At 54.6% G+C, this 21,319-nt stretch carries 19 protein-coding genes; 11 read left to right on the top strand and 8 right to left on the bottom strand.

The features are described from left to right. Positions 1 to 10 precede the first annotated feature (10 nt). The 7 genes from IXC47_RS06890 (at position 11) to IXC47_RS06920 (ending at position 6,526) form a co-directional block, all read left to right on the top strand. On the top strand, positions 11 to 1,297 hold the full coding sequence (locus tag IXC47_RS06890) for a Glu/Leu/Phe/Val family dehydrogenase (protein ID WP_175626911.1): 1,287 nt from the start codon (positions 11 to 13) through the stop codon (positions 1,295 to 1,297). A gap of 120 nt (positions 1,298 to 1,417) precedes the next feature. Beyond that, positions 1,418 to 2,320, top strand: coding sequence for an amino acid ABC transporter substrate-binding protein (locus tag IXC47_RS06895; RefSeq protein WP_370458630.1), 903 nt, complete (start codon positions 1,418 to 1,420; stop codon positions 2,318 to 2,320). A 60-nt stretch (positions 2,321 to 2,380) separates the two neighbouring features. Continuing rightward, the gene (locus IXC47_RS06900) at positions 2,381 to 3,112 is read left to right on the top strand and encodes an amino acid ABC transporter permease (protein ID WP_175626912.1); all 732 of its coding nucleotides are present in this window, start codon (positions 2,381 to 2,383) and stop codon (positions 3,110 to 3,112) included. Next, entirely contained in the window at positions 3,105 to 3,791 is a 687-nt protein-coding gene (locus IXC47_RS06905; RefSeq protein WP_175626913.1) for an amino acid ABC transporter permease, read from the top strand. Before IXC47_RS06900 ends, IXC47_RS06905 begins: the two co-directional genes overlap by 8 nt. Before the next feature lie 10 nt (positions 3,792 to 3,801). After that, positions 3,802 to 4,527 (top strand): amino acid ABC transporter ATP-binding protein, encoded by a 726-nt coding sequence (locus tag IXC47_RS06910; RefSeq protein WP_195875113.1) that lies wholly within the window; start codon positions 3,802 to 3,804, stop codon positions 4,525 to 4,527. Between the two features lie 99 nt (positions 4,528 to 4,626). After that, complete coding sequence (gene pyrC / locus IXC47_RS06915) at positions 4,627 to 5,685, top strand: dihydroorotase (RefSeq protein ID WP_175626914.1); 1,059 nt, start codon at positions 4,627 to 4,629, stop codon at positions 5,683 to 5,685. A gap of 46 nt (positions 5,686 to 5,731) precedes the next feature. Next, a complete protein-coding gene (locus IXC47_RS06920; RefSeq protein ID WP_195875114.1) occupies positions 5,732 to 6,526 on the top strand; it encodes a DUF3025 domain-containing protein in 795 nt (264 codons plus the stop codon). Positions 6,527 to 6,580: 54 nt separating this feature from the next. Here IXC47_RS06920 and IXC47_RS06925 read toward each other — a convergent pair whose 3' ends face one another. The 7 genes from IXC47_RS06925 to IXC47_RS06955 all read right to left on the bottom strand — a co-directional run bounded on the left by IXC47_RS06925 (position 6,581) and on the right by IXC47_RS06955 (position 17,538). After that, a complete protein-coding gene (locus IXC47_RS06925; RefSeq protein WP_195875115.1) occupies positions 6,581 to 8,176 on the bottom strand; it encodes an efflux transporter outer membrane subunit in 1,596 nt (531 codons plus the stop codon). Positions 8,177 to 8,184: 8 nt separating this feature from the next. Further along, a complete protein-coding gene (locus IXC47_RS06930) occupies positions 8,185 to 11,331 on the bottom strand; it encodes an efflux RND transporter permease subunit (protein ID WP_195875116.1) in 3,147 nt (1,048 codons plus the stop codon). Continuing rightward, positions 11,324 to 12,490 (bottom strand): efflux RND transporter periplasmic adaptor subunit, encoded by a 1,167-nt coding sequence (locus IXC47_RS06935; RefSeq protein WP_195875117.1) that lies wholly within the window; start codon positions 12,488 to 12,490, stop codon positions 11,324 to 11,326. Before IXC47_RS06935 ends, IXC47_RS06930 begins: the two co-directional genes overlap by 8 nt. Before the next feature lie 182 nt (positions 12,491 to 12,672). Continuing rightward, positions 12,673 to 14,037: a sensor histidine kinase gene (locus IXC47_RS06940; protein WP_230089443.1), complete on the bottom strand. Its 1,365-nt coding sequence runs from the start codon at positions 14,035 to 14,037 to the stop codon at positions 12,673 to 12,675. Next, positions 14,034 to 14,774 (bottom strand): response regulator transcription factor, encoded by a 741-nt coding sequence (locus IXC47_RS06945; RefSeq protein WP_195875118.1) that lies wholly within the window; start codon positions 14,772 to 14,774, stop codon positions 14,034 to 14,036. The genes IXC47_RS06940 and IXC47_RS06945 overlap by 4 nt, the downstream gene beginning before the upstream one ends. A 196-nt stretch (positions 14,775 to 14,970) precedes the next feature. Next, positions 14,971 to 16,068 carry a porin gene (locus IXC47_RS06950; protein ID WP_195875119.1) on the bottom strand — a complete coding sequence of 366 codons (1,098 nt, stop codon included), beginning with the start codon at positions 16,066 to 16,068 and terminating at the stop codon, positions 14,971 to 14,973. Positions 16,069 to 16,440: 372 nt separating this feature from the next. Further along, the gene (locus tag IXC47_RS06955) at positions 16,441 to 17,538 is read right to left on the bottom strand and encodes a porin (protein WP_195875120.1); all 1,098 of its coding nucleotides are present in this window, start codon (positions 17,536 to 17,538) and stop codon (positions 16,441 to 16,443) included. Positions 17,539 to 17,812: 274 nt separating this feature from the next. Between IXC47_RS06955 and coq7 the strand changes: the two genes are divergently transcribed. Next, entirely contained in the window at positions 17,813 to 18,439 is a 627-nt protein-coding gene (gene coq7, locus IXC47_RS06960) for a 2-polyprenyl-3-methyl-6-methoxy-1,4-benzoquinone monooxygenase (protein ID WP_195875121.1), read from the top strand. A 127-nt stretch (positions 18,440 to 18,566) separates the two neighbouring features. Here the strand turns inward: coq7 and IXC47_RS06965 are convergent, their stop codons facing one another. Then, complete coding sequence (locus IXC47_RS06965) at positions 18,567 to 19,013, bottom strand: OsmC family protein (RefSeq protein ID WP_195875122.1); 447 nt, start codon at positions 19,011 to 19,013, stop codon at positions 18,567 to 18,569. 285 nt (positions 19,014 to 19,298) lie between these two features. Between IXC47_RS06965 and rplM the strand changes: the two genes are divergently transcribed. The 3 genes from rplM to argC all read left to right on the top strand — a co-directional run bounded on the left by rplM (position 19,299) and on the right by argC (position 21,315). After that, complete coding sequence (gene rplM / locus IXC47_RS06970) at positions 19,299 to 19,727, top strand: 50S ribosomal protein L13 (protein ID WP_012078159.1); 429 nt, start codon at positions 19,299 to 19,301, stop codon at positions 19,725 to 19,727. A 9-nt stretch (positions 19,728 to 19,736) separates the two neighbouring features. Further along, entirely contained in the window at positions 19,737 to 20,129 is a 393-nt protein-coding gene (gene rpsI / locus IXC47_RS06975; RefSeq protein ID WP_012078160.1) for a 30S ribosomal protein S9, read from the top strand. 148 nt (positions 20,130 to 20,277) lie between these two features. Continuing rightward, positions 20,278 to 21,315: an N-acetyl-gamma-glutamyl-phosphate reductase gene (gene argC / locus IXC47_RS06980; protein WP_175626925.1), complete on the top strand. Its 1,038-nt coding sequence runs from the start codon at positions 20,278 to 20,280 to the stop codon at positions 21,313 to 21,315. Positions 21,316 to 21,319: the final 4 nt, after the last annotated feature.

The following is a 21,319-nucleotide window of genomic DNA, read 5'->3' on the forward strand; positions in this document are numbered from 1 at the left end:
GAGCGCCCGCATGTCCAGTCCGCACGCAGTACCGTCTTACCTGACACCGCCCGACATCGGGGCATGGGGTGTTTATCTGGAGCAAATCGACCGCGTTACGCCTTACCTCGGCTCGCTGGCGCGCTGGGTCGAAACCATGAAGCGACCCAAGCGCATCCTTATCGTCGATGTCCCTATCGAACGTGACGACGGCACGGTTGCGCACTTTGAAGGTTACCGGGTCCAGCACAATACCTCGCGCGGCCCGGGCAAGGGCGGTGTGCGTTTCCATCAGGATGTGAGCCTGTCTGAAGTGATGGCACTGTCAGCCTGGATGACGATCAAAAATGCAGCGGTGAATGTGCCGTATGGCGGTGCGAAAGGCGGCATACGCGTCAATCCGAAGACGCTCTCCAAAGCCGAGCTGGAACGCATGACGCGCCGCTATACCAGCGAAATCAATATCATCATCGGCCCCACCAAAGATATACCCGCGCCCGACGTCAACACCAATGAACAAATCATGGCGTGGATGATGGATACCTATTCGATGAACCAGGGCAGTACCGCATCCGGCGTCGTGACCGGCAAGCCGGTTTCACTGGGCGGCAGCCTGGGACGGCATGAAGCGACGGGTCGTGGCGTGTTTGTGGTCGGCTGCGAAGCGGCGGTCAAACGCGGGCTGGAAATCAAGGGTGCGCGGGTTGCGGTGCAAGGCTTTGGTAACGTTGGTGGTGTCGCAGCGCGCCTGTTTGCCGAGGCTGGTGCCAAGGTGGTGGCGGTGCAGGATCATGCGGCAACCGTGGTGCGCAGCAGCGGCCTGAATATCCCCGCCTTGCAGGCTTATGTGACACAAAATGGCAGCGTGGCCGGTTTTCCCGAGGCCGAGCAACTGGAGGATGCGTCCCGTTTCTGGGGCCTGGAGTGCGACATTCTGGTGCCTGCTGCACTGGAACAGCAAATCGACCGCGACAATGCCGCGCAAATCCGCGCCAGCATCGTACTCGAAGGTGCGAATGGTCCGACCACGCCGGAAGCGGATGATATCCTGCATGACAAGGGTATATTGCTGGTACCGGACGTGATTGCAAATGCAGGCGGCGTGACGGTCAGCTATTTTGAATGGGTGCAGGATTTCTCCAGCTTCTTCTGGACTGAAGATGAGATCAATTCGCGCCTGACCCGCATCATGCGGGAAGCCTTTGCCGCGATATGGGCGCTGGCGGAAGAGAAGAAAGTTTCTTTGCGTACGGCGGCCTTTATCGTGGCATGTACGCGTGTATTACAGGCGCGCGAAATGCGTGGCTTGTATCCTTAAAGCCGTAGCTGCATAGTCTGGAAATCTGCCGTATGAATTAGCAGGCGTTGATGACGAAATGAGCTGGCCTGAAATTTGCCAGATACTTTAAAAACTGATGATATGCCTCAAGGAGACATCATGAATCTGAAAAAATTACTTGTAGTGACTGCTGGAGCGGGGCTGATGGCCAGCTCGTTTGTGACAGTGCAGGCGCAGGACCTCGGCGGCACGCTGAAGAAGATCAAGGATACGAATACCATCACCATCGGTTATCGCGAATCATCGATTCCGTTTTCGTTTCTTGATGACAAGCAACAACCGATAGGTTATGCGATCGACCTTTGCATGAAGATCGTCGATACCGTCAAGGCCGACCTCAAGCTGCCTAACCTGAAGGTGGCGATGCAACCGGTGACTTCCAGCAATCGCATTCCTTTGTTGCGTAACGGCACTATCGATCTGGAGTGCGGCTCCACTACCAATTCCAAAGTTCGTCAGGAACAGGTTTCCTTCGGCCCTAGTTACTTCGTGATCAACGTAACTGCAGCTGTCAAAAAATCGTCGAATATCAACACGCTGGCCGACCTCAACGGCAAGACGATCTCCACCACTTCCGGCACGACTTCGGTACCGCTGCTGAAGGGCTACAAGAAAACTGAAAACATCCAGGTCAAGGAAATCTACGGCAAGGATCACGCCGAAGCCTTCCTGCTGATGGCCGATGACAGGGCCGTTGCCTTCGTGATGGATAACATCTTGCTGGCCGGGCAGATCGCCAACTCCAAGCGTCCGTCGGATTACAAGATCCTGCCGGAATCGCTGAGCCAGGAGCCATACAGCATGATGCTGCGCAAAGACGATCCGCAGTTCAAGGCGCTGGTGGATAAATCGATAGGTACAGTCATGAAATCTGGCGAGATCAATAAAATCTACGCCAAATGGTTCACCACTCCGATTCCACCTAAAGGCTTGAACATCAACTTCCCGATGACGCCGCCTATCGAGGAAGCATTCAAGAATCCGAACGACAAGGGCGTATAACGCAGTACATGCGAGCATAGCTAATAAGCTAGATAAGCAATCAGCTAAGGGAGCGGCAGCATGGATCTTGGAATCTTTCTGGAGCAGGTGCCTGATGGCGACGGCACGTGGATAGAAAGCTTGCTGTCAGGGTTGGGCTGGACCCTGGCAGTGGCTTTCTTTGCATGGATATTCGCCTTCGTGGTCGGTTCGATAGTGGGCGTCGCGCGTACCAGCGAGAAGCGCTGGCTGGTACGTCTGGGCGGTGCTTACGTCGAACTGTTCCGCAACATCCCTTTGCTGGTGCAATTCTTCGTCTGGTACTTCGTGATACCGGGCATCGTACCGGCGGTGAAGGCGTGGGTCATTACGCTGGATCCGACCGAGCATCAATTCGTGACAGCAGTCGTGTGTCTCGGTTTCTTCACTTCATCACGTATCGCCGAGCAAGTGCGCTCCGGTATCCAGGCCTTGCCGCGTGGCCAGCGTAATGCTGGTTATGCGCTGGGTTTGACCACGTCGCAGACATATCGCTATGTGCTGCTGCCCATGGCTTATCGGATCATCATTCCGCCGCTGACTTCCGAGCTGATGAACCTGATCAAGAATACTGCGGTCGCGTATTCGATCGGTCTGGTTGAACTCTTCTTCCGTACGCGGGAGATGGGTGAGATGACCTTCCGTTACTTTGAAGCGTTCGGCGCGGCTACCGTGATTTACGTGGTCATCGCGATGACGGCGAATCGTCTGATGGCCCTGGTTGAACGTCGCCTTGCTGTCCCTGGCTATATCGCGGGAGGCAAACATGGGTGATCTTGATTTCGAAATCATCACGCGCACCTGGCCGTATTTGCTGTCGGGCTTGCAGTACACGCTGCAGTTGACAGTCGTTGCGGCATTGGGTGGCGTCGCCTTCGGCACCTTGCTGGCGATGGCGCGCCTGTCCAGCAACAAGACCTTGTCCCTGATCGCTGCCGCTTATGTGAATCTGATGCGCTCAATTCCATTGCTGCTGGTGATCTTCTGGTTCTACTTCCTGATGCCTATCGTCCTGCAGAAGATCACGGGAGCCGAACGGCCGGTGCAGCTGGGGGCGGATCGCTCGGCCTACATCACCTTCATCATGTTTGAGGCGGCTTACTTTTGCGAAATCATGCGCGCCGGGATACAGAGTATTTCCAAAGGGCAGGTGAATGCAGGATATGCGCTGGGACTGACCTATAAGCAATCGATGCAACTGGTGATCCTGCCACAAGCTTTCCGCAACATGCTGCCGATCTTGCTGACGCAAACCATCGTGCTGTTCCAGGACGTGTCGCTGGTATCACTGCTGAACGTGACTGACTTTGTCGGTGCTGCGGTCAAGGTTGCGCAGCGTGACAGTCGCGTAGTTGAGATGTACCTGTTTGTCGCCGTCGTGTATTTCGTGCTCAGTTTTGCACTCTCGACGTTGGTCAAGCAGCTGCAAAAACGGTTTGCCATCATTCGATAAGGACAACAACATGATAGCTATGGACAACGTGAGCAAGTGGTACGGAAATTTCCAGGTGTTGACCGATTGCACGACCCAGGTCGCCAAAGGCGATGTGGTGGTGGTGTGCGGTCCGTCTGGTTCCGGCAAGTCCACACTGATCAAAACCGTCAACGGCCTGGAACCGTTCCAGCAGGGCAGCATTACGGTGGATGGCATTTCGGTAGGTGATCCAAAAACCAATCTGTCCGGCCTGCGTTCGCGCATAGGCATGGTGTTTCAAAACTTTGAATTATTCCCGCACCTGTCCATCAGCGAAAACCTGACGCTGGCACAGGTCAAGGTCTTGAAGCGCAGCTTGCCGGATGCAACCGAGCGCGGCCTGAAGTACCTCGATCGGGTTGGCCTGATTGCGCATAAGGATAAATTCCCGGGCCAGCTCTCCGGTGGTCAGCAGCAACGGGTCGCGATTGCACGTGCGCTGTCGATGGACCCGATAGCCATGTTGTTCGATGAGCCGACCTCGGCGCTGGATCCGGAAATGATTAATGAAGTGCTGGACGTGATGGTGGGTCTGGCGCAAGAAGGCATGACCATGATGGTGGTGACGCATGAAATGGTTTTCGCCAAGAAGGTGGCGAACCGCGTGATCTTCATGGACAAAGGCCTGATAGTTGAAGATTGCACAAAAGATGAATTTTTTGGCACGACCCGCTCGGACCGGGCGCGCGACTTCCTGGCCAAAATTATTCACTGATACGGACTTTTTGCCCCGTAGCCGTCCCGCCGTAAGGCCGGGGCGGCTTTTTTTCGGGACGAACGGGTAAAATAGCGGCAGTCCCAAGAAAGAGCCGCCATGACCACTACTTCCGCTACAAATCGTCCTTCCAGCATCACCATTACCCGTCCAGACGACTGGCATCTGCATTTGCGCGATGGCGCAACGATAGCTTCGGTCCTGCCCGATACTGCGCGCCAGTTTGCCCGCGCCATCGTCATGCCTAACCTGAAGCCGCCGGTCACCACGACCGCACAGGCCGTCGCCTATCGTGACCGTATCCTGGCGGCATTGCCAGCCGGCATGCAATTCGAGCCGCTGATGGTGCTGTACCTTACCGACAATACGCCGCCGGAAGAAATCCAGCGCGCGAAGGAAAGCGGTGTGGTACACGCAGTGAAACTGTACCCGGCGGGTGCCACCACCAATTCGGATGCCGGTGTCAGCGACCTGGCCAAATGCTATAAAACCCTGGAAATGATGCAGAAAGTCGGCATGCCTTTCCTGGTACACGGTGAAGTGACTGATCCGGCCATCGATATCTTCGATCGTGAAGCCGTGTTCATCGACCGCGTGATGAAGCCTTTGCGTCGCGATATGCCGGAACTGAAAGTAGTGTTTGAACACATTACCACCAAGGATGCTGCGCAGTATGTGGCCGAGGCAGATCAGTATGTCGGCGCAACGATTACCGCGCACCACTTGCTATACAACCGCAATGAATTGTTCAAGGGCGGTATCCGTCCGCATTACTACTGCCTGCCGGTATTGAAACGTGAATTGCATCGCCAGGCTTTGGTTGCGGCAGCGATTTCCGGCAGCAAGAAGTTCTTCCTCGGTACCGACTCAGCACCGCATGCGAAAGGCTTGAAAGAACACGCTTGTGGCTGCGCTGGTTGTTATACCGCCTTGCATGCGATGGAACTGTACACACAGGCGTTTGACCAGGCGGATGCGTTGGATAAACTGGAGCAGTTCGCCAGCTTCAACGGCCCTGATTTCTACAACTTGCCACGCAATACCGGCACCATCACTTTGCAACGCGAAGAATGGCAAGTTCCGGCAGAAGTACCTATGGGTAACGCTACGCTGGTGCCTTTGAATGGCGGCGAAACCATAGGCTGGAAATTTGTCTGAACATTGTTCTGACTGCATTTGCCCTTGATGCCTGGTTGATGCAACCATGAACGCTTCCTTCCTGTCTGTCATAGACTGGTCGCGCCCGTGGTTGTCCTGTGTACGTGCCGTCGGTGTAGAACTGGCACGCGCAGACAACTGGCAACGGGAACTGAATCGGCGCGCAACGGAACTGGATTTGCGCAATCACCGCGACCTGCCGATACGTTTTGTACCGCAAGCCGAACTACCCGCCGACAGAGCATACGAAGCACACATCAGCCAGACCGGGCATGTCCCGACGCGGGATAACCTGCATGATTTTTTCAATGCACTGGTCTGGCTGACTTTTCCGCAGATCAAAGTCCAGCTGAATTTATTGCAGGCGCGCGAGATTGAGCGCAATGCATCAGCTAATGCAGTCGCACCGCGTGGCAAAGTGCGTGATGCAGCCACTATCTTTGATGAAAATGCCGTGTTGCTGGTGAGTGCCAATAATGACCTGATGCATGCCTTGCGTGAACATGCGTGGGAAGAAGTATTCGTGACCCGTCGCGCTGAATTCGAACGCGATAGCCGCGTCTATTTATTCGGTCATGCCTTGATGGAAAAATTGGTACAGCCCTACAAGGCGATTACCGGTCATACCTGGATAGTCGCGTATGCCTGTCCACCTGCTGACCTGCCCCTGGCTGAACAATGCGCGTGGGTGGATCAGATCGTTGCGCAGCAATTGGCACAGGGTTTGACGACTGCAAATTTTTCGCCTTTGCAGATGCTGGGCGTGCCGGGTTGGTGGCCGGATCAGGACCGGGATTTTTATTGTGATACGACGGTGTTCCGACCCAAGCGCAAAAATTAAAAAAGGCAGTACAGCATCACGCTGTACTGCCTTTTTTGCGACTACATCGAACGATTAGTCAGCGGTTTTATTTGCCAGCGCTGGTTCCAGTGCTGCAGTCTTTTCTTTATCAACTCTATGCCACCAGCCGCCACCAAGTGCCTGGAACAAGGCCGCAGTGTCACCCAGGCGCATGGCACGTGCTTGCGCGACGTTCAATGATGCCTGGCGATATCCTTGTTCCGCATTGATCAGAACGACTCTATCGATGTAACCACGGGCATGCTGCTTCTGGGTGAGGGTCAATGTGGTTTTGGCAGTCTCCGCCAATGCCGCACTTGCCTTTAGCGCTTCTGCATCTGCATGGATCGCATGCAGGGTGTCAGCCACGTTCTGGAAGGCGGTGATGACGGTTTCCTTGTACTGCGCTGCCGCCTGCTTGTACGACTCTTCTGCTGCGCGTTGACGATGACGCAGCACGCCACCATCGAGCAAAGGCATGGAGATATTGGCAGCTAACTCAAAGAAACGACCTGAGTTCCAGAACATCTGGCTGAACTTGCTGGCTGCGCCACCCCAGGTGCCATCTATCGAAAACTGCGGCAAGCGATTCGCCAGTGCGACACCAATTTGCGCGCTGGCTGCATGCAGCTGTTCTTCTGCTGCGCGTACGTCCGGACGCTGATCGATGACTTGCGACGGCAAACTCAAAGGCAAGTCTTCCGGCAACTGTAGTGAAGCGAGATCGAAGGATTCCGGCAAGTCACTGTCTTGCATGCCACCCGCCAGTGCGCGTAATAGATTACGGGTTTGTTCGAACTGCTTTTGCAAAGGTGGCAATTGTTCTTTCGCTTGCAGCAGGGTGGTTTGTTGAATGCTCAGATCAAGACGTGATGCATAACCGGCCTTGAATTGACGCTCGACGATTTCCACCGATTTTTCATTCGAAGCGATGATGGTTTGCAGGATGCCGATTTGCTCGCGCAGCAGCGCTTCCTGTATCGCCGCTGCCGTGATGTTCGAAGCGAGCGTGATGTAGGCCGCTTCGAGTTGCAGCTTTTGATACTTGGCTTGTGCTTCCAGTGTTTCCACTTGTCGACGATTGGCACCGAATACATCCGGCGTAAAGCCGACCGTCAGTTGTGTGGTGTGGAAGTTATAAATCACCGGTGCATTGAACGGTGCTGTACCGCCTTGTGCCGCCGATGGATTGGCGACGGTACTGATATCCCTGCCATTGCCCTGTACGCCCGGCGAATTGCCACCGAGGTTACCAGCAATCTTGGTACGGGAAGGCGAGTATCCGGCACTCAGGCTAGGGAAGAAGAAACCTTGCTGTGCGTAGACGTTTTCCTGCGCCACGCGCAGCGCAGCTTGCGCCGACTCTATGCTCGGATTGGCGGCAAATGCTTTTTCGATCAGCGCATTCAATTGCGGTGAACGGAACAGCTTCCACCAGTCAGCCTGGATATCTTGCGCGACGACAAAGCGCTGCGCATTGCCGCCACTGACTGGCGCAGTGCTCGTGCTCTCCGGCAATGGCTTGGGCGAAAACGCTTGCGATGGCGTCAGCTCCGGCCGTTTGTAGTCGGGGCCGACAGCGCAGCCGGTCAACAGCAGCAATGCGCCTGCTGCTGTCGCGGAGTAGAAAGTCTTATTCATTTTTTTCATGATTACTCCTAGCTCGCAGTGGCAGTTGGGCCAGCGGGCAATTCGTCTTTGCTGTCTTCGTTTTCAGTGAAGTTGGCAAAGCGACGGATGGCGACAGGCAGGATCAACAAGGTGAAGATGGTGCCTGTGATCACGCCGCCGACGATGACGCATGCAAACGGACGTTGAGTTTCACTACCAATACCGCGCGACAGCGCTGCTGGCAACAAGCCGAGGCCCGCCATCAAGGCCGTCATCAGGATAGGGCGCAGACGTACGACCGCACCTTGCACGATGGCTTCGGTCACTGCTGCACCTTCACGTACGCGCAGCAAGACTTCTTCCACCATGATCACGCCGTTTTGCACCGAGATCCCGGCAACGGCGATGAAGCCGACCGCGGCGGATACCGACAAGTGCAAACCGGACAGACCGAGTGCTGCTAGGCCGCCTATCAGTGTGAAGGGCACCATGCCGATCACCAGGCTGGCCAGGCGTACCGAGCGGAAGGCCCAGAACAGCAGCGAGAAGATCAGGAAGATAGTCAATGGAATGATGACCATCAGGCGTTTCGCCGCGCGTTGCGAGTTTTCGAACTGGCCGCCCCAGCTCAGGTCGTAACCTGGCGGCAGGGAAACTTGTTCTGCCACTGCGCGTTGGGCTTCTTCAACGAAGCTACCCTGATCGCGACCCAGCAGGTTCATCTTCACAATCACGCTGCGTGAGCCGGATTCGCGCAAGATACGCGATGCACCCTGACGCACTTCTATGGTTGCTACATCGCTGAGTGAGATGGTGCCAGGGCCGTTACCGACTTGGGTGCCGGGTACCGCGAGTTGCAGATTACCGATCGCATCGATGCTGTTGCGATTCTTTTCCCCGATACGGACGACGACATCAAAACGTTTGTCTTCTTTGTACAGGCTGGTGACTGCTGTGCCTGACATCGCTTGCGTTACCAGATTGTTTACGTCGTTGATAGAGATGCCGTAACGTGCCAGCTTGGTACGATCCGGTGTCACCACCACTTCCGCCTGGCCACCGATGCGGGTGGCCTCAACGTCAGTCGCGCCGCGTATGCCTTCCACGACGCTAACGACTTGTGACGCCTTGTCTTCCAGGATGTCGAGGTTGTTGCCACTGATTTTGGCTACGATTTCACCGCGGAAACCGGACAGCGATTCTTCCACGTTGTCCTGGATGACTTGCGAGAAGTTGGTGGTAATGCCGGGTATCGCCGCGAGGTTTTCCGACATATGGGCAACCAGCTCCTCCTTGCTGCCGTAACGCCATTCCTTGCGTGGTTTCAGGTCGACCAGGCTTTCCAGGTTATTAGGGCCTTTTGGATCGGAGCCGTCATCCGGACGACCTGCCTGCGTGATGATGCGTGCCACCTCAGGATAGGTCAGCAGTTTGGCGCGTACTATGCGCTCGATATCCTTGGTCGTTTCCAGTGAGGCAGAGGTCGGCAGTGTGATGGTCAGCCAGATATTTCCTTCGTCCAGCTTGGGCATGAATTCACTGCCTAATCGCGGCGCGAGCAGGAAGGCGATGACGACCGGGATCGCGGAAAGCCACAAGGACTTGCGCGCATTCTTCATCGTGAAGTCGAGCACACGCTGATAGCGTACTTGCAGCCATTCGAGCCAGGGTTTGTGCTTCTCGGCCAGCGTCCGTTTTTGCAGGACGTAAGACAGCAGCGTAGGCAAGAGCGTGAAGGTCAGCAGGACCGCACCTATCAGTGCAAAGGTCAGCGTCAGTGCCACCGGCGTAAAGATTTTTCCTTCTACGCGCTGGAAGGTAAAGATAGGTACGAAAGCAAGGATGATGATCGCTTTGGCGAATAGCACCGGATGCGACATGTCCTTCATGGTTTTGTACAAAACCTGCAGGCGATGCGAACGTGCATCATGCGGATTGGCATCGTGTACGGTTTTGACTGCCAGGCGCACCATCAATGCTTCGACGATGACGACCGCACTATCGATAATGATACCGAAGTCGACTGCGCCCAATGAGATCAGGTTGGCCGATACGCCGCGTGCATTCATCAGGATAAATGCGAACAGCAGTGAGAGTGGAATCACGGTGGCCACGATCAGCGCCGCCACCCAGCTCGACAGGAAGACCACCAGCACGGCGATAACCAGCAGCGCGCCTATGATCAGGTTTTCTGCGACAGTGCTGACGGTATGACGTACCAGTTCGGTACGGTCATAGATAGGGATGATCTTGGCACCTGCAGGCAAGCGTGGTTGCAGTTGCGCAATCCGTTCTTTCAACTCGGCATTGATTTTCGAAGGATTGCCACCCTTGGTCATCGAGACGATGCCTTCGACGATGCTGTCCTTTTCACCGGTTGCAACAATGCCGAAACGAGGACGTTCGCCGGAGCGTACGGTAGCGACATCACCGACCGTAATGGCACGGCCCTGACGGGCGGTGATGACGACTTTGCGGATGTCTTCGCTGTTGGCAAAAAGACCGGCCGAGCGCACCACCAGCGAAGCGTCACCTTGTCGCAACAAGCCACCACCAGCGCTGCCATTGCCGTTGTTGACGGCCTGGCTAAGCTGATCCAGCGTGATTTGATATTTGCGCAAGGCCAGTGGATCGACTTCGATCTGGTATTCCTTGATCGCGCCGCCAAAGCTGACGACATCGGCGACGCCGGGTGTCATGCGCAGCACCGGACGTATGGTCCAGTCCTGCAGCGTACGGATTTCAGTATCGGTCAGGCCTGGTGCTTCGATGGTGTAGCGATAGACTTCACCGACTGCAGTCGAGAGCGGTGCAAGTTGCGGTTGTACGCCGCTCGGCAAGTCGACGGTTGAAAGCTTTTCGGTTACCTGCTGGCGTGCAAAGTAGTTATCGGTATCCTCGGCAAAGGTGAGGGTAACGATGGACAGGCCGGTCATGGTGACCGAGCGCACATTGGTCAGGCGCGGTATGCCCGCCATTTCACGTTCGATAGGCAGGGTGACCGAGCGCTCCATATCTTCCGGCGCCTGGCCAGGCAATTGTGAGATGACTCGTACTTGTACGTCCTGTACATCAGGGAAGGCTTCAATCGGCAGATTGGATAATGCGTAGCCGCCGAAACCGATTAATGCACCTATCAGGACAAATACAAAAATCCGCTGCGTCATCGCGAAGACGATGAGACGATCAATCATGGTTATCGCTCACATTCAATTCAGCGTCGAGTAAGAGGGCGCCTTTGATAACGATGCTTTCCGAACCTTTCAGACCTTCACCGACGTAGCTGATATCGCTGCCGCGCGTGATGAGCTTGACCTTGCGTTGCTGGAATTCACCTGGCGCGTTTTGTACGTAGACGTAGCTGTAAATGCCGCGCGTGATGATGGCGCTATTCGGTACGGCAACACCGGTGCCGGTGTCCTGTTGTACGGAGGCGCGGACATACATTTCCGGCAGCAGTTTCGCATCTGGATTGTTCACGCGTGCCCTGACGGTCACACGCCGTGAATTTGGATCGACGGCCTGACCGAGTTGCACGATTTTCGCTGCGAACTGTTCGTTCGGATAAGCATCGCTGGCGATGGATACCGTGCTACCGAGTTTGATTTGCGACAGCAGTTTTTCAGGCACATCGATCATCAGCCACAGACGTTTGGGATCGGTGACGACGAACAGTGGGGAGGACATGCCAGGGCTGACTTCCAGCGATGGCGTTGCGGTACGTTCGGTAACCACGCCATTCATCGGACTGATCACGCTGATGCGCTGGCCGCGTATGACCAAGCCGTTCGGATTCAGGTTTTTCAGGCGCAGTTCGGCGCGTGCAGTTTCTGCCTGGGCCTGCGTGTAGTCGGCCAATGCGTTTTCAACATCCTTGGCAGCGATGGCTTCGCCTTCACCGAGGTCCTTCGCACGTTCGTAGACGCGACGTTTGTGTTCGAGGTCTGCCTTGGCCTTGTTGATATCGGCATAGGCGGTACCGACATCAGGCGAATCGATTTCTGCCAGTACCTGGCCCGCTTTCACAGCGGTGCCGGGTTCGGCCTTGAGGGCGACGATGCGACCGGAGATGCTGACGCCTATGCGCGCAGTGACGTCTTCGTCATAGACCAGATGTGCGCTCAATTGATCGCCCAGCGGTACCGGGGAAGCAGGGATGACTTGCGCTTCTATCATCGTCAATTGTGGTGCGCCATGCGGATAGCGCAGCGAATCGGTGGAATTCTTGACCGCGGATACGGCGGCGCGTGCTTCCTGTACTTCCTGCGACGATGCTCCCTTATCGCCACAGCCAGCCACCAGCAGGCTTGTCCCCATTGCTGCAGCTATCGTTATTTTTTTAATTCCTTGCATGTTCCTTCATCCTTTGAGTCGCGAGTACATGGCATTTTGTTATTTCTGCAGCGGACAGAAAGACGCAGCCTATGCGATACCAATCTTACGAGGACTAGGGGTGAAAGCCGAGGATGTAGGCATTACCATTCGGTAACGTGTTGGCGGGTGGATACATAGCGCCCCGCTGCGGCAACCGCTTTTTACACCGGGTTGGGGGCCAGGGTCATGCGGACGATCAGCCCGGGGTGGGCGTCCGAGAATTCGAGGTTGCCGCCGTGCAGGCGGGCTATTGCCATCACGCTGGCCAGACCCAGGCCATAACCGGGGCGGCTGCGGTCCAGGCGATAGAAGTGGGTGCCTATGCGCGACAACTCGGTGGCGGGGATGCCTGCACCATTATCGCGCACGATGATGGCTGCGCCATGTGCATCTTGCGTGGTGCGGACTTCAACTGCGGCATTTTCTCCGGCATATTTCAGCGCATTGTCGACCAGATTGGCTATCGCGCTGGCCAGTAGTTCGCGGTCGCCATTGGTGACGGGGTCGGCATCGAACACCGAGGTCAGGCGTACGGACTTCTCTTCCGCCACCGGCTCATACAGTTCCAGTACGTCAGCGACGACGTCATTGAGCGAAATCGAGCTGAAGCTCTGGCGGCGGGTACCGGACTCGACTTCGGCCAGATTCAGCAGCTTGTTGAACATGACGCTGAGTTCTTCCATTTCCTGCAGCGCGAACTGGAGTGCTTCGTCGCGCGCCTGGGCACCTTCCCGTTCGCTTTTGCGCAAACGCAGCAAGATACGCGTCATCGGTGTGCGCAGATTGTGCGCGATGGTGTTGGAGATATGACGCACGCCATCCATCAGCCGCTGTTGCTGGTCCAGCATGCTGTTGATGTCGCGGCTGAGGCGGGCGAACTCGTCTTCCTGCGGCTGCAGCGGGATACGCTGGCTGAGGTCTCCGGCTTCGATATGGGTCACGATTTGCTGGATACCGCTCAGACGCAGCCTGAGCTCGCGGCGGAACAGCAAGGCTCCGCCTATCGACATGAAGAGGCCGATCAGCCCTGCGATCAGGCTGGCGCGATCGAACAGCCTCTCGATTTCGAGCTGATGGTTGATGTCGCTGCCGACTACCAGCTTGCTGCCATCCGGTAATTGCTGGATATACATGCGTCCTATCGCTTCGCGGCCACTGCGCATGACGCGGGTTTCGACCATGCCTTCCTTGTTCTTGGCCTTGTGCGGGATGGATGGGATATTGCCTATGACTTTTTCACCATAAGGATTCACCAGTAAATAGATTTCGGTATCCGAATAGACGCCATCACGCAGGATGTCCTTGATTTGCTGGGCGACCGAACCTTCTCCGTTTTCGATGAAGTCGTTCAGCAGGCGTTGCGAGTTGGAGGCGATATGGCGGTCGATCTGGCTTTTCAGCACATTGACCGTCTGCGTATAGAACACTGCCAGCAAGACCAGCATGGATAGCACTAGCAGGGCGCTGTAATTGAACGCCATGCGAAAGGCGACGGAATTCCATAGTTTGAAACCGGGTAGTTTCATGGCGCTGGTTTAGCCGTGTTTTTAGCGTGTTCGTGATCGTCAGGCGTGTCTGCCTGCGGATTGGGGGTCAGGACGTAACCCAGGTTGCGCCGGGTGTGTATCAGCGGCACGGCGTAACCCTTGTCTACCTTGTTGCGCAAACGGCTGATATGGGCGTCGATGACATTGGTTTGCGGATCGAATTGATAATTCCACACCGATTCCAGCAACATGGTGCGGGTCAGTACCTGGCCCTTGTGCGTCATCATGTACACCAGCAGGCGAAATTCGCGCGGTTGCAGGCTGAGCGGACGGCCGCCGCGTTCGACGCTGCGGGTGAGTAAATTGACTTTTAAATCTTCTACGCAGAGTTCGCGTATGACTTCATTGGGCTGCGTCCAGCGCAGCAGGGCCTCGACGCGCGCCGCCAGTTCCGGGAAGGCGAATGGTTTGGTCAGATAGTCATTACAACCGGCTTGCAGGCCACGTACGCGTTCATCGATCGCGGACAGGGCGCTGAGTATCAGCACCGGAGTGCGCTTACCCATTTCGCGGATCGCGGCCAGGATGGACAAGCCGTCTACACCTTGCGGCAACATGCGATCCAGGATGATGACATCCCATTCACCGCTCACGGCCAGCTCCATGCCATCGATACCATCCGCGCAGACGGTCGCATCGTAGCCTATCTCTTTCAGCCCTTTGGCTATATAGAGCGCATTGTGCGTATCGTCTTCTATGATCAGGCAGCGGTGCATCTGGACTCCGGGTTTGCTACGGGATGTGCTGAGTATATACGGACTGGATTCTACGATGGATAGCTTGAGATATTGTGGATATTGAAGGGGCTGGGGTATTGGCTTGCTGGTATTGCGGGACCGGCAGGTAATAAAAAAGGCACCCGAAGGTGCCTTTTTTTGAAGTTCAAACCAAGCGAGCTAGGCTCGCCGGGAATTAGAACTTGTGACGGATACCGACGGTGAATGTCGAAGCGCTTTCGCCAACTGGTGCGGCAGTGACCAAGCCAATACGCGAACCGTCATCATTCGATGTGTACGAGTAACCAGTGTACAGGTTAGTACGTTTCGACAGATCGTAAGTGTACATGACGGATGCTTTTTGAGCATCTGCGTCATTCGTTGTACGGTTTTCGTTGACAGCGTACGAAGCAAACAGGTTGCCTGCTGCGCCCAGTGGTACGCTTACACCAACCAAGTAGTTACGGTATTTAACTTCTGTGGCTGCGGTAGTGTTTTCCAGTTTGGTGTCAGCATATGCACCGTGCAATTTAACTACGCCGAAGTTGTAAGTTGCGCCCAAGAACATCAACTTGTTTTCGTTAGTTTGAACCAGAGCAGCAGTGGAACGGTCTTGATTGTGATACCCGAACTGTACACTTAATGGGCCGTTTGCATAGCCCAAGCCGAGGCCATAGTTGCTGCTAGCGCCAGTATCGCCAGTGGCCTCACCAAAGCCGTATGCTGCGGAAGCTTTGAAGCCGCCGAACGATGGTGTCGAGTATTTAACCGAGTTGGAGATACGACCATAATCGCCAGCTAAAGCGCCATTGAAGAAAATAGTGCTGATAGGAGCAATATTGCCGCCGTCACCGTATGGATCGACGATGTCATACGCGTCTTTGATTACAGAAGTTTGACGACCCAGATTAACAGTACCGAAAGCTTTGCTCTGCAGACCAACGGTAGCGAAACGGTTGAAACCGCCAAAGCCGGCAGCTACACCATTATTTGGGCCGCTAGTCGGAGTTGTGGTTGTTGGAGCTCCAAATGCTGCACCGGTGTCACTTTGCAGCGTAGCTTCCAATTGGAAAATCGCATTCAAACCGCCGCCCAGATCTTCAGTACCTTTGAATCCGATGCGGCTAGTGTTTTGGCCGCCTCCTCTGATGCCGTTTATGCTACCGGCTGGAGCGCCGCTGTCGGTGTTATCAAATCCCAAGTCAACGATACCGTAGACGGTAACCGACGATTGTGCCGATGCTGCACCAGCGAATGCGCCTAAAACGGCAAGAGCCAAAAGCGATTTTTTCATTTAGATGTTCCTCAAATGTTGTTTAGAAATACACCATTGCTAAGAAGGGCGTACATATTCTGCGAAGCTGCCTGTCTTGCTTAACCTCATTGCAAGACGACAGATTGATTGAAACAAAATACGCCAAGGCTGACAATCAAAATATCAAAAGGGCATGGATGAATTGCCGGGAGTGACGTTTTTTTGCAACAGGATAGTGCGTTCAAATTCCAAAATGAGGCGGAGATGTTTGGTATTGATGCATTGCAATGGATTAATAAGATGCGATTTTGATATTTCTCTGGCGTTGTCAAGCAGCCTTCATTTCCTTTGATCGGATTGACGGTCGCCAAGCCTCTTGAAGCCAGTTTGTGTTGCGCCATGTTTTGGATATCAAAACATATGATTGATGCCGATCGATGTTCCGGTCTGCCGTGTTTGTTCGCCAGCCTTTAGCGCGACGATTCCATGCAAGATGGCTTGGTCGATATCTGCATACAGGCTGGTTCGCGATGACAGAGCGTAAGTTGCGCCGACAATGAAGAAATTGCGTCTGGCGATTTCGCCGCGGTCTGATGTCTCTAGTGTGGTGCGGTAATAGCCCGTCGTTACACTGACTATAGACGTGACGTCATAGCGTGCGCCTAGCCAGATATTTTTGGCCTGGTTGGTGACAGCGGTTTCGGTGGTCGTATTTATATAGCCACCGGCAATACGGATCGCGTCTATTTTATATGCGCCACCGAATGTGATTTGGTCCTGATCCCGGTAGTCAGGGGTTCCGGTAGCGGCAACATTTGGTTTTTGCCTAGTGTAGGCGCCACCGATTGTAAATGTGCCGTCTGTATAGCCGAGTCCGACGGCTTTGGCACTTGCATCAGTGCTGCTGCCCGCGACTTCGCCCATCACATATTCAGCGCTGACGGTAAATCCGCCAAATTTCCCCAAATACTGGGCGCCGTTGCTGAAACGGGGACCGTCCACCGTTCCAAACGGTCTGCTGACCTTGCTGTCGATATTGCCGGCGACTGCACCAGCCAAGGGGATGATCTGGACGTAGCGATACTGAAAGGGCTCGTAAGCATAAACAGCTTTGCATGCCACCGATGGTTGCCGGCCAAAGTCAATGGAGCCGAAAGGACCGGCGAAGCCCACCGATGAAATCCGGTTAAAGAAGCGGCCGTCCGTATTATCGAGCGCGCCGGTGCCGGTATTGAAGCCGGTTTCGAGATGGAAGTGGGCATTCATGCCGCCGCCCAGATCTTCTGTCCCTTTGAAGCCGAGGCGATTGTTGTAATACTCGCCGTTCGAACCTATCTTCGTGCGGCTACCGGCTGCCGTCGCATTTGTTAAGTGGCGTATGCCGCCGTCTATCGTGCCGTAAATACTGATCGATGATTGCGGGACTAGAACGGTTTGGCGAAACTGGCTGCCTTCTGGTTCGGCGGATGGCGAACGGGGATCGCGCTCAAAGGTTCCATAGATAGTCATGGAAGGCGCTTGTGCGTATGCCGAGCTAATGAGAGTGCTTGCGATAACGAATGCAATGCGCAGAGGTTTCATCGAAGGGGAAGTGGGGCGTACGGTTCTTTTCATTCTTGTATAACGTCCAGTAAATCAATTTCTGTATGGCAAGCGCAGACTAAACGCAATTCATATAATCTTCTTTTGATGTCGGTTAGCATTTGCCAAATCAGAGCATGTGACGTGATAGTCTGTCGCTCGGATGCAACAATCTTTTAGTTTTGACATGGTTTGAAATTTCATGACACTTTTGGATCAATTTATTCAGCGTTTCGATAGCGCTTTGCGCGTCATCAGCGGCGTTTCCGTCGCGTCGCGCCCTAGTCCTGCCGCCGATCTTGCTGATGGTGCGTTGGCGGATGCCGAGCGTCGTCATAGCGCCGGCTTGATGCGTGTTAATCATGTGGGTGAGGTTTGTGCTCAAGCCTTGTATCAAGCGCAGGCGCAGTTTGCGCATACGGATGCAATACGTCAGCAGTTTTTGATTGCCGGTCGTGAAGAAGAAGATCACTTGGCCTGGACGGCGCAGCGCTTGCGCGAATTGGGTTCGCATACCAGTCTGCTTAATCCGCTTTGGTATGCAGGCGCTTATGCGTTGGGCGCGGTTGCTGGCAAATTAGGTGATGCGCGTAGTTTGGGATTCGTTGTGGAGACCGAACGTCAGGTCGAAGCTCACTTGAATGAGCATTTGCAGAAATTGCCGCCGCAAGATGTCAAGTCGCTGGCGGTGGTTGCGCAAATGAGTGCGGATGAAGTTGCGCACGGCGCGGCAGCGCAAGCCTTGGGCGCGCAAGTGGTGTCGCCTTTGGCGCAAAAAGGCATGCAAGCCATGTCGAAAATCATGACGACTACGGCTTACTATATTTAGTGCTGTAGTTGGTAAGCGAGTTCGCGACTAGCAAGGCAGACGCGAAGTTGTCGTGCTCTAATATATATAAGAAGCAAGAAGCGGCCGCATCTGCCTTAAGGCGATAGCGGCTGTTTTCTATTTAATATCAGATAGCAGCAGGTGCTGACGCTGCGTCATCCACGATTTCGAATGAGTGCGTAATTTCTGCAGTCTTTTCCATCATGATGGACGCTGAACAGTACTTGTCGTGCGACAGCTTGATCGCGCGTTCCACCACGTTAGGTTTCAGGTTGCGGCCGGTGACCGTGAAGTGAAAATGCACTTTGGTGAATACTTTTGGATCGGTTTCTGCGCGCTCTGATTTGAGTGTCACTTCGCAGCCGCGCACGTCCTGACCACTTTTGCGCAAAATCACCACTACGTCGTAGGCGGTGCAGCCGCCGGTGCCGAGCAAAACGACTTCCATCGGGCGCGGCGCCAGATTGCGGCCGCCACCCTCAGGCGCGCCATCCATCGCGACGACGTGGCCGGAGCCGGTTTCAGCCAAAAATGTCATGCCGGACAAGCCGGTCCAGCGTACTGTGCATTCCATGGTTTTCTCTTTGTTTGCGATTAGTTGTGTCATTGTAACTGTTTGGCGAGGACGGGATAAGCGCTAAAAATGTAGAGCAAAGACAGATTTGCCACGGAAAGTAGCTAAATCACAGCGATTAGCCAAGCAAATGGGTGGTTTTTTGTGATTAGGTTTGACGCTAAGTCCTTGAAAAGACTATAATCTGCGGTTCTTTCGTTTGCTCAGGAAGAGATACAAGGCCGAGTACGTGGCATCACTGCACGTAACCACCATTTGAGCGATTTAATTATTTAGGAAGTCATCATGAAAACCTTCTCCGCTAAAGGACACGAAGTCCAGCGCGATTGGTTCGTGATTGACGCGACGGACAAAGTCCTCGGACGTGTTGCCAGCGAAGTGGCACTCCGACTGCGCGGCAAACACAAACCGGAATTTACTCCTCACGTCGACACCGGCGATTTCATCGTCGTGATCAACGCAGGCAAACTGCGCGTGACCGGTACCAAAGCAACAGAAAAAACATACTATCGCCACTCGGGTTACCCAGGCGGTATCTATGAAACCAACTTCCTGAAAATGCAACAGCGTTTTCCGGGTCGCGCGCTTGAGAAAGCGGTCAAAGGCATGTTGCCTAAAGGCCCACTCGGCTACGCGATGATCAAGAAGCTCAAAGTGTACGCTGAGGCAACTCATCCGCACGCTGCGCAGCAACCTAAAGCACTTGAACTCTAAGGAATAGACATGATCGGTAACTACAATTACGGAACCGGCCGTCGCAAGAGTGCAGTGGCTCGCGTCTTCATCAAATCCGGCTCCGGCCAGATCGTCGTCAACGGCAAGCCAGCGAATGAATATTTTTCGCGCGAAACCGGTCTGATGGTGATTCGCCAGCCTCTGGAACTGACCAACAATGTTGAAACATTCGACATCATGGTCAACGTTAACGGCGGCGGTGAATCCGGCCAAGCGGGCGCTGTGCGTCATGGCATCACCCGTGCACTGATCGACTACGATGCAACACTGAAATCGGAACTGTCCAAAGCAGGCTTCGTTACTCGTGATGCACGTGAAGTTGAACGTAAAAAGGTCGGTCTGCGCAAAGCACGCCGCGCCAAACAGTTCTCCAAGCGTTAATCTGCGTTTTCAGAGCATCGAAAAGCCGCCTGGTTTACGCCTGGCGGCTTTTTTTATCCTTGTTTGCAGTTGGAAACGATGGTGGGGCGAGCGTATGCAGCCCATCGCCTGTTAAAATAAAACGAAGTAAATTTTGCTAGGAAGAAACATGATCAAGGTTGGCATCGTCGGCGGGACCGGTTATACAGGCGTGGAATTGTTACGCTTGTTGGCAACGCATCCGGAAGTCAAACTCACCGCGATTACCTCGCGCAAGGAAGATGGTTTGCCGGTGGCAGACATGTTTCCATCGCTGCGCGGACGTGTGGACCTGGCGTTTTCGGCGCCGGAAAAAGCCAAGCTGACCGAATGTGATGTTGTTTTCTTTGCCACGCCGCACGGTGTGGCCATGGCGCAAGCGCCGGAATTGCTGGCCGCTGGCGTCAAGGTCATCGACCTTGCAGCTGACTTCCGTTTGCAAGACATCGCTTCCTTTGAGAAGTGGTACAAGATCCCGCACACCTGCCCGGAGCTGTTGAAAGAAGCTGCTTACGGTCTGGTTGAATTGAATCGCGACACCATCCGCAAAGCGCGCATCGTCGGCAACCCAGGCTGCTATCCGACCACCATGCAACTCGGTCTCGCGCCTTTGTTGCAGGCTGGTGTGATTGATGCGTCGCACCTGATCGCCGATTGCAAATCGGGCGTATCCGGTGCCGGTCGTAAAGCTGAAGTCGCGACGCTGTTCTCCGAAGCGGGCGATAACTTCAAAGCCTACGGTGTGTCTGGTCATCGTCACTCACCAGAGACCCTCGAACGTTTGCGTTTGTTGACCAATGATAAAGTCGGCCTGCTGTTCACGCCGCATCTGGTGCCTATGATACGTGGCATGCATTCGACCCTGTATGCACGCCTGACCAAGGACATAGACAACGCAGCGCTGCAAGCCCTGTTTGAAAAGGCGTATGGCAATGAACCGTTTATCGACGTAATGCCTTTCGGTTCGCATCCTGAAACACGTTCGACACGTGCGTCGAATATGCTGCGTATCGCCTTGCACCGGCCGGATAACGGCGACACCGTCGTGGTACTGGTGGTACAGGACAACCTGGTCAAGGGCGCTTCCGGCCAGGCGGTGCAATGTATGAATCTGATGTTCGGCCTGGATGAAACGGCCGGTTTGATGCACATCCCTGTTTTGCCGTAATGAT

Source organism: Herminiimonas contaminans (genome assembly GCF_015645465.1).
Lineage (GTDB): Bacteria > Pseudomonadota > Gammaproteobacteria > Burkholderiales > Burkholderiaceae_D > Oxalicibacterium > Oxalicibacterium contaminans.

Bases quoted from the DNA above. Each gene is read 5' to 3' on its own strand.
- IXC47_RS06925 (WP_195875115.1), bottom strand. From the start codon at position 8,176: ATGAAAAAAATGAATAAGACTTTCTACTCCGCGACAGCAGCAGGCGCA.
- IXC47_RS06940 (WP_230089443.1), bottom strand. From the start codon at position 14,037: ATGAAACTACCCGGTTTCAAACTATGGAATTCCGTCGCCTTTCGCATG.
- pyrC (WP_175626914.1), top strand. From the start codon at position 4,627: ATGACCACTACTTCCGCTACAAATCGTCCTTCCAGCATCACCATTACC.
- coq7 (WP_195875121.1), top strand. From the start codon at position 17,813: ATGACACTTTTGGATCAATTTATTCAGCGTTTCGATAGCGCTTTGCGC.
- IXC47_RS06945 (WP_195875118.1), bottom strand. From the start codon at position 14,774: ATGCACCGCTGCCTGATCATAGAAGACGATACGCACAATGCGCTCTAT.
- IXC47_RS06920 (WP_195875114.1), top strand. From the start codon at position 5,732: ATGAACGCTTCCTTCCTGTCTGTCATAGACTGGTCGCGCCCGTGGTTG.
- IXC47_RS06900 (WP_175626912.1), top strand. From the start codon at position 2,381: ATGGATCTTGGAATCTTTCTGGAGCAGGTGCCTGATGGCGACGGCACG.
- IXC47_RS06935 (WP_195875117.1), bottom strand. From the start codon at position 12,490: ATGCAAGGAATTAAAAAAATAACGATAGCTGCAGCAATGGGGACAAGC.
- rplM (WP_012078159.1), top strand. From the start codon at position 19,299: ATGAAAACCTTCTCCGCTAAAGGACACGAAGTCCAGCGCGATTGGTTC.
- IXC47_RS06895 (WP_370458630.1), top strand. From the start codon at position 1,418: ATGAATCTGAAAAAATTACTTGTAGTGACTGCTGGAGCGGGGCTGATG.
- IXC47_RS06965 (WP_195875122.1), bottom strand. From the start codon at position 19,013: ATGGAATGCACAGTACGCTGGACCGGCTTGTCCGGCATGACATTTTTG.
- IXC47_RS06910 (WP_195875113.1), top strand. From the start codon at position 3,802: ATGATAGCTATGGACAACGTGAGCAAGTGGTACGGAAATTTCCAGGTG.
- IXC47_RS06955 (WP_195875120.1), bottom strand. From the start codon at position 17,538: ATGACTATCTATGGAACCTTTGAGCGCGATCCCCGTTCGCCATCCGCC.
- IXC47_RS06930 (WP_195875116.1), bottom strand. From the start codon at position 11,331: ATGATTGATCGTCTCATCGTCTTCGCGATGACGCAGCGGATTTTTGTA.
- argC (WP_175626925.1), top strand. From the start codon at position 20,278: ATGATCAAGGTTGGCATCGTCGGCGGGACCGGTTATACAGGCGTGGAA.
- IXC47_RS06950 (WP_195875119.1), bottom strand. From the start codon at position 16,068: ATGAAAAAATCGCTTTTGGCTCTTGCCGTTTTAGGCGCATTCGCTGGT.
- IXC47_RS06905 (WP_175626913.1), top strand. From the start codon at position 3,105: ATGGGTGATCTTGATTTCGAAATCATCACGCGCACCTGGCCGTATTTG.
- rpsI (WP_012078160.1), top strand. From the start codon at position 19,737: ATGATCGGTAACTACAATTACGGAACCGGCCGTCGCAAGAGTGCAGTG.
- IXC47_RS06890 (WP_175626911.1), top strand. From the start codon at position 11: ATGTCCAGTCCGCACGCAGTACCGTCTTACCTGACACCGCCCGACATC.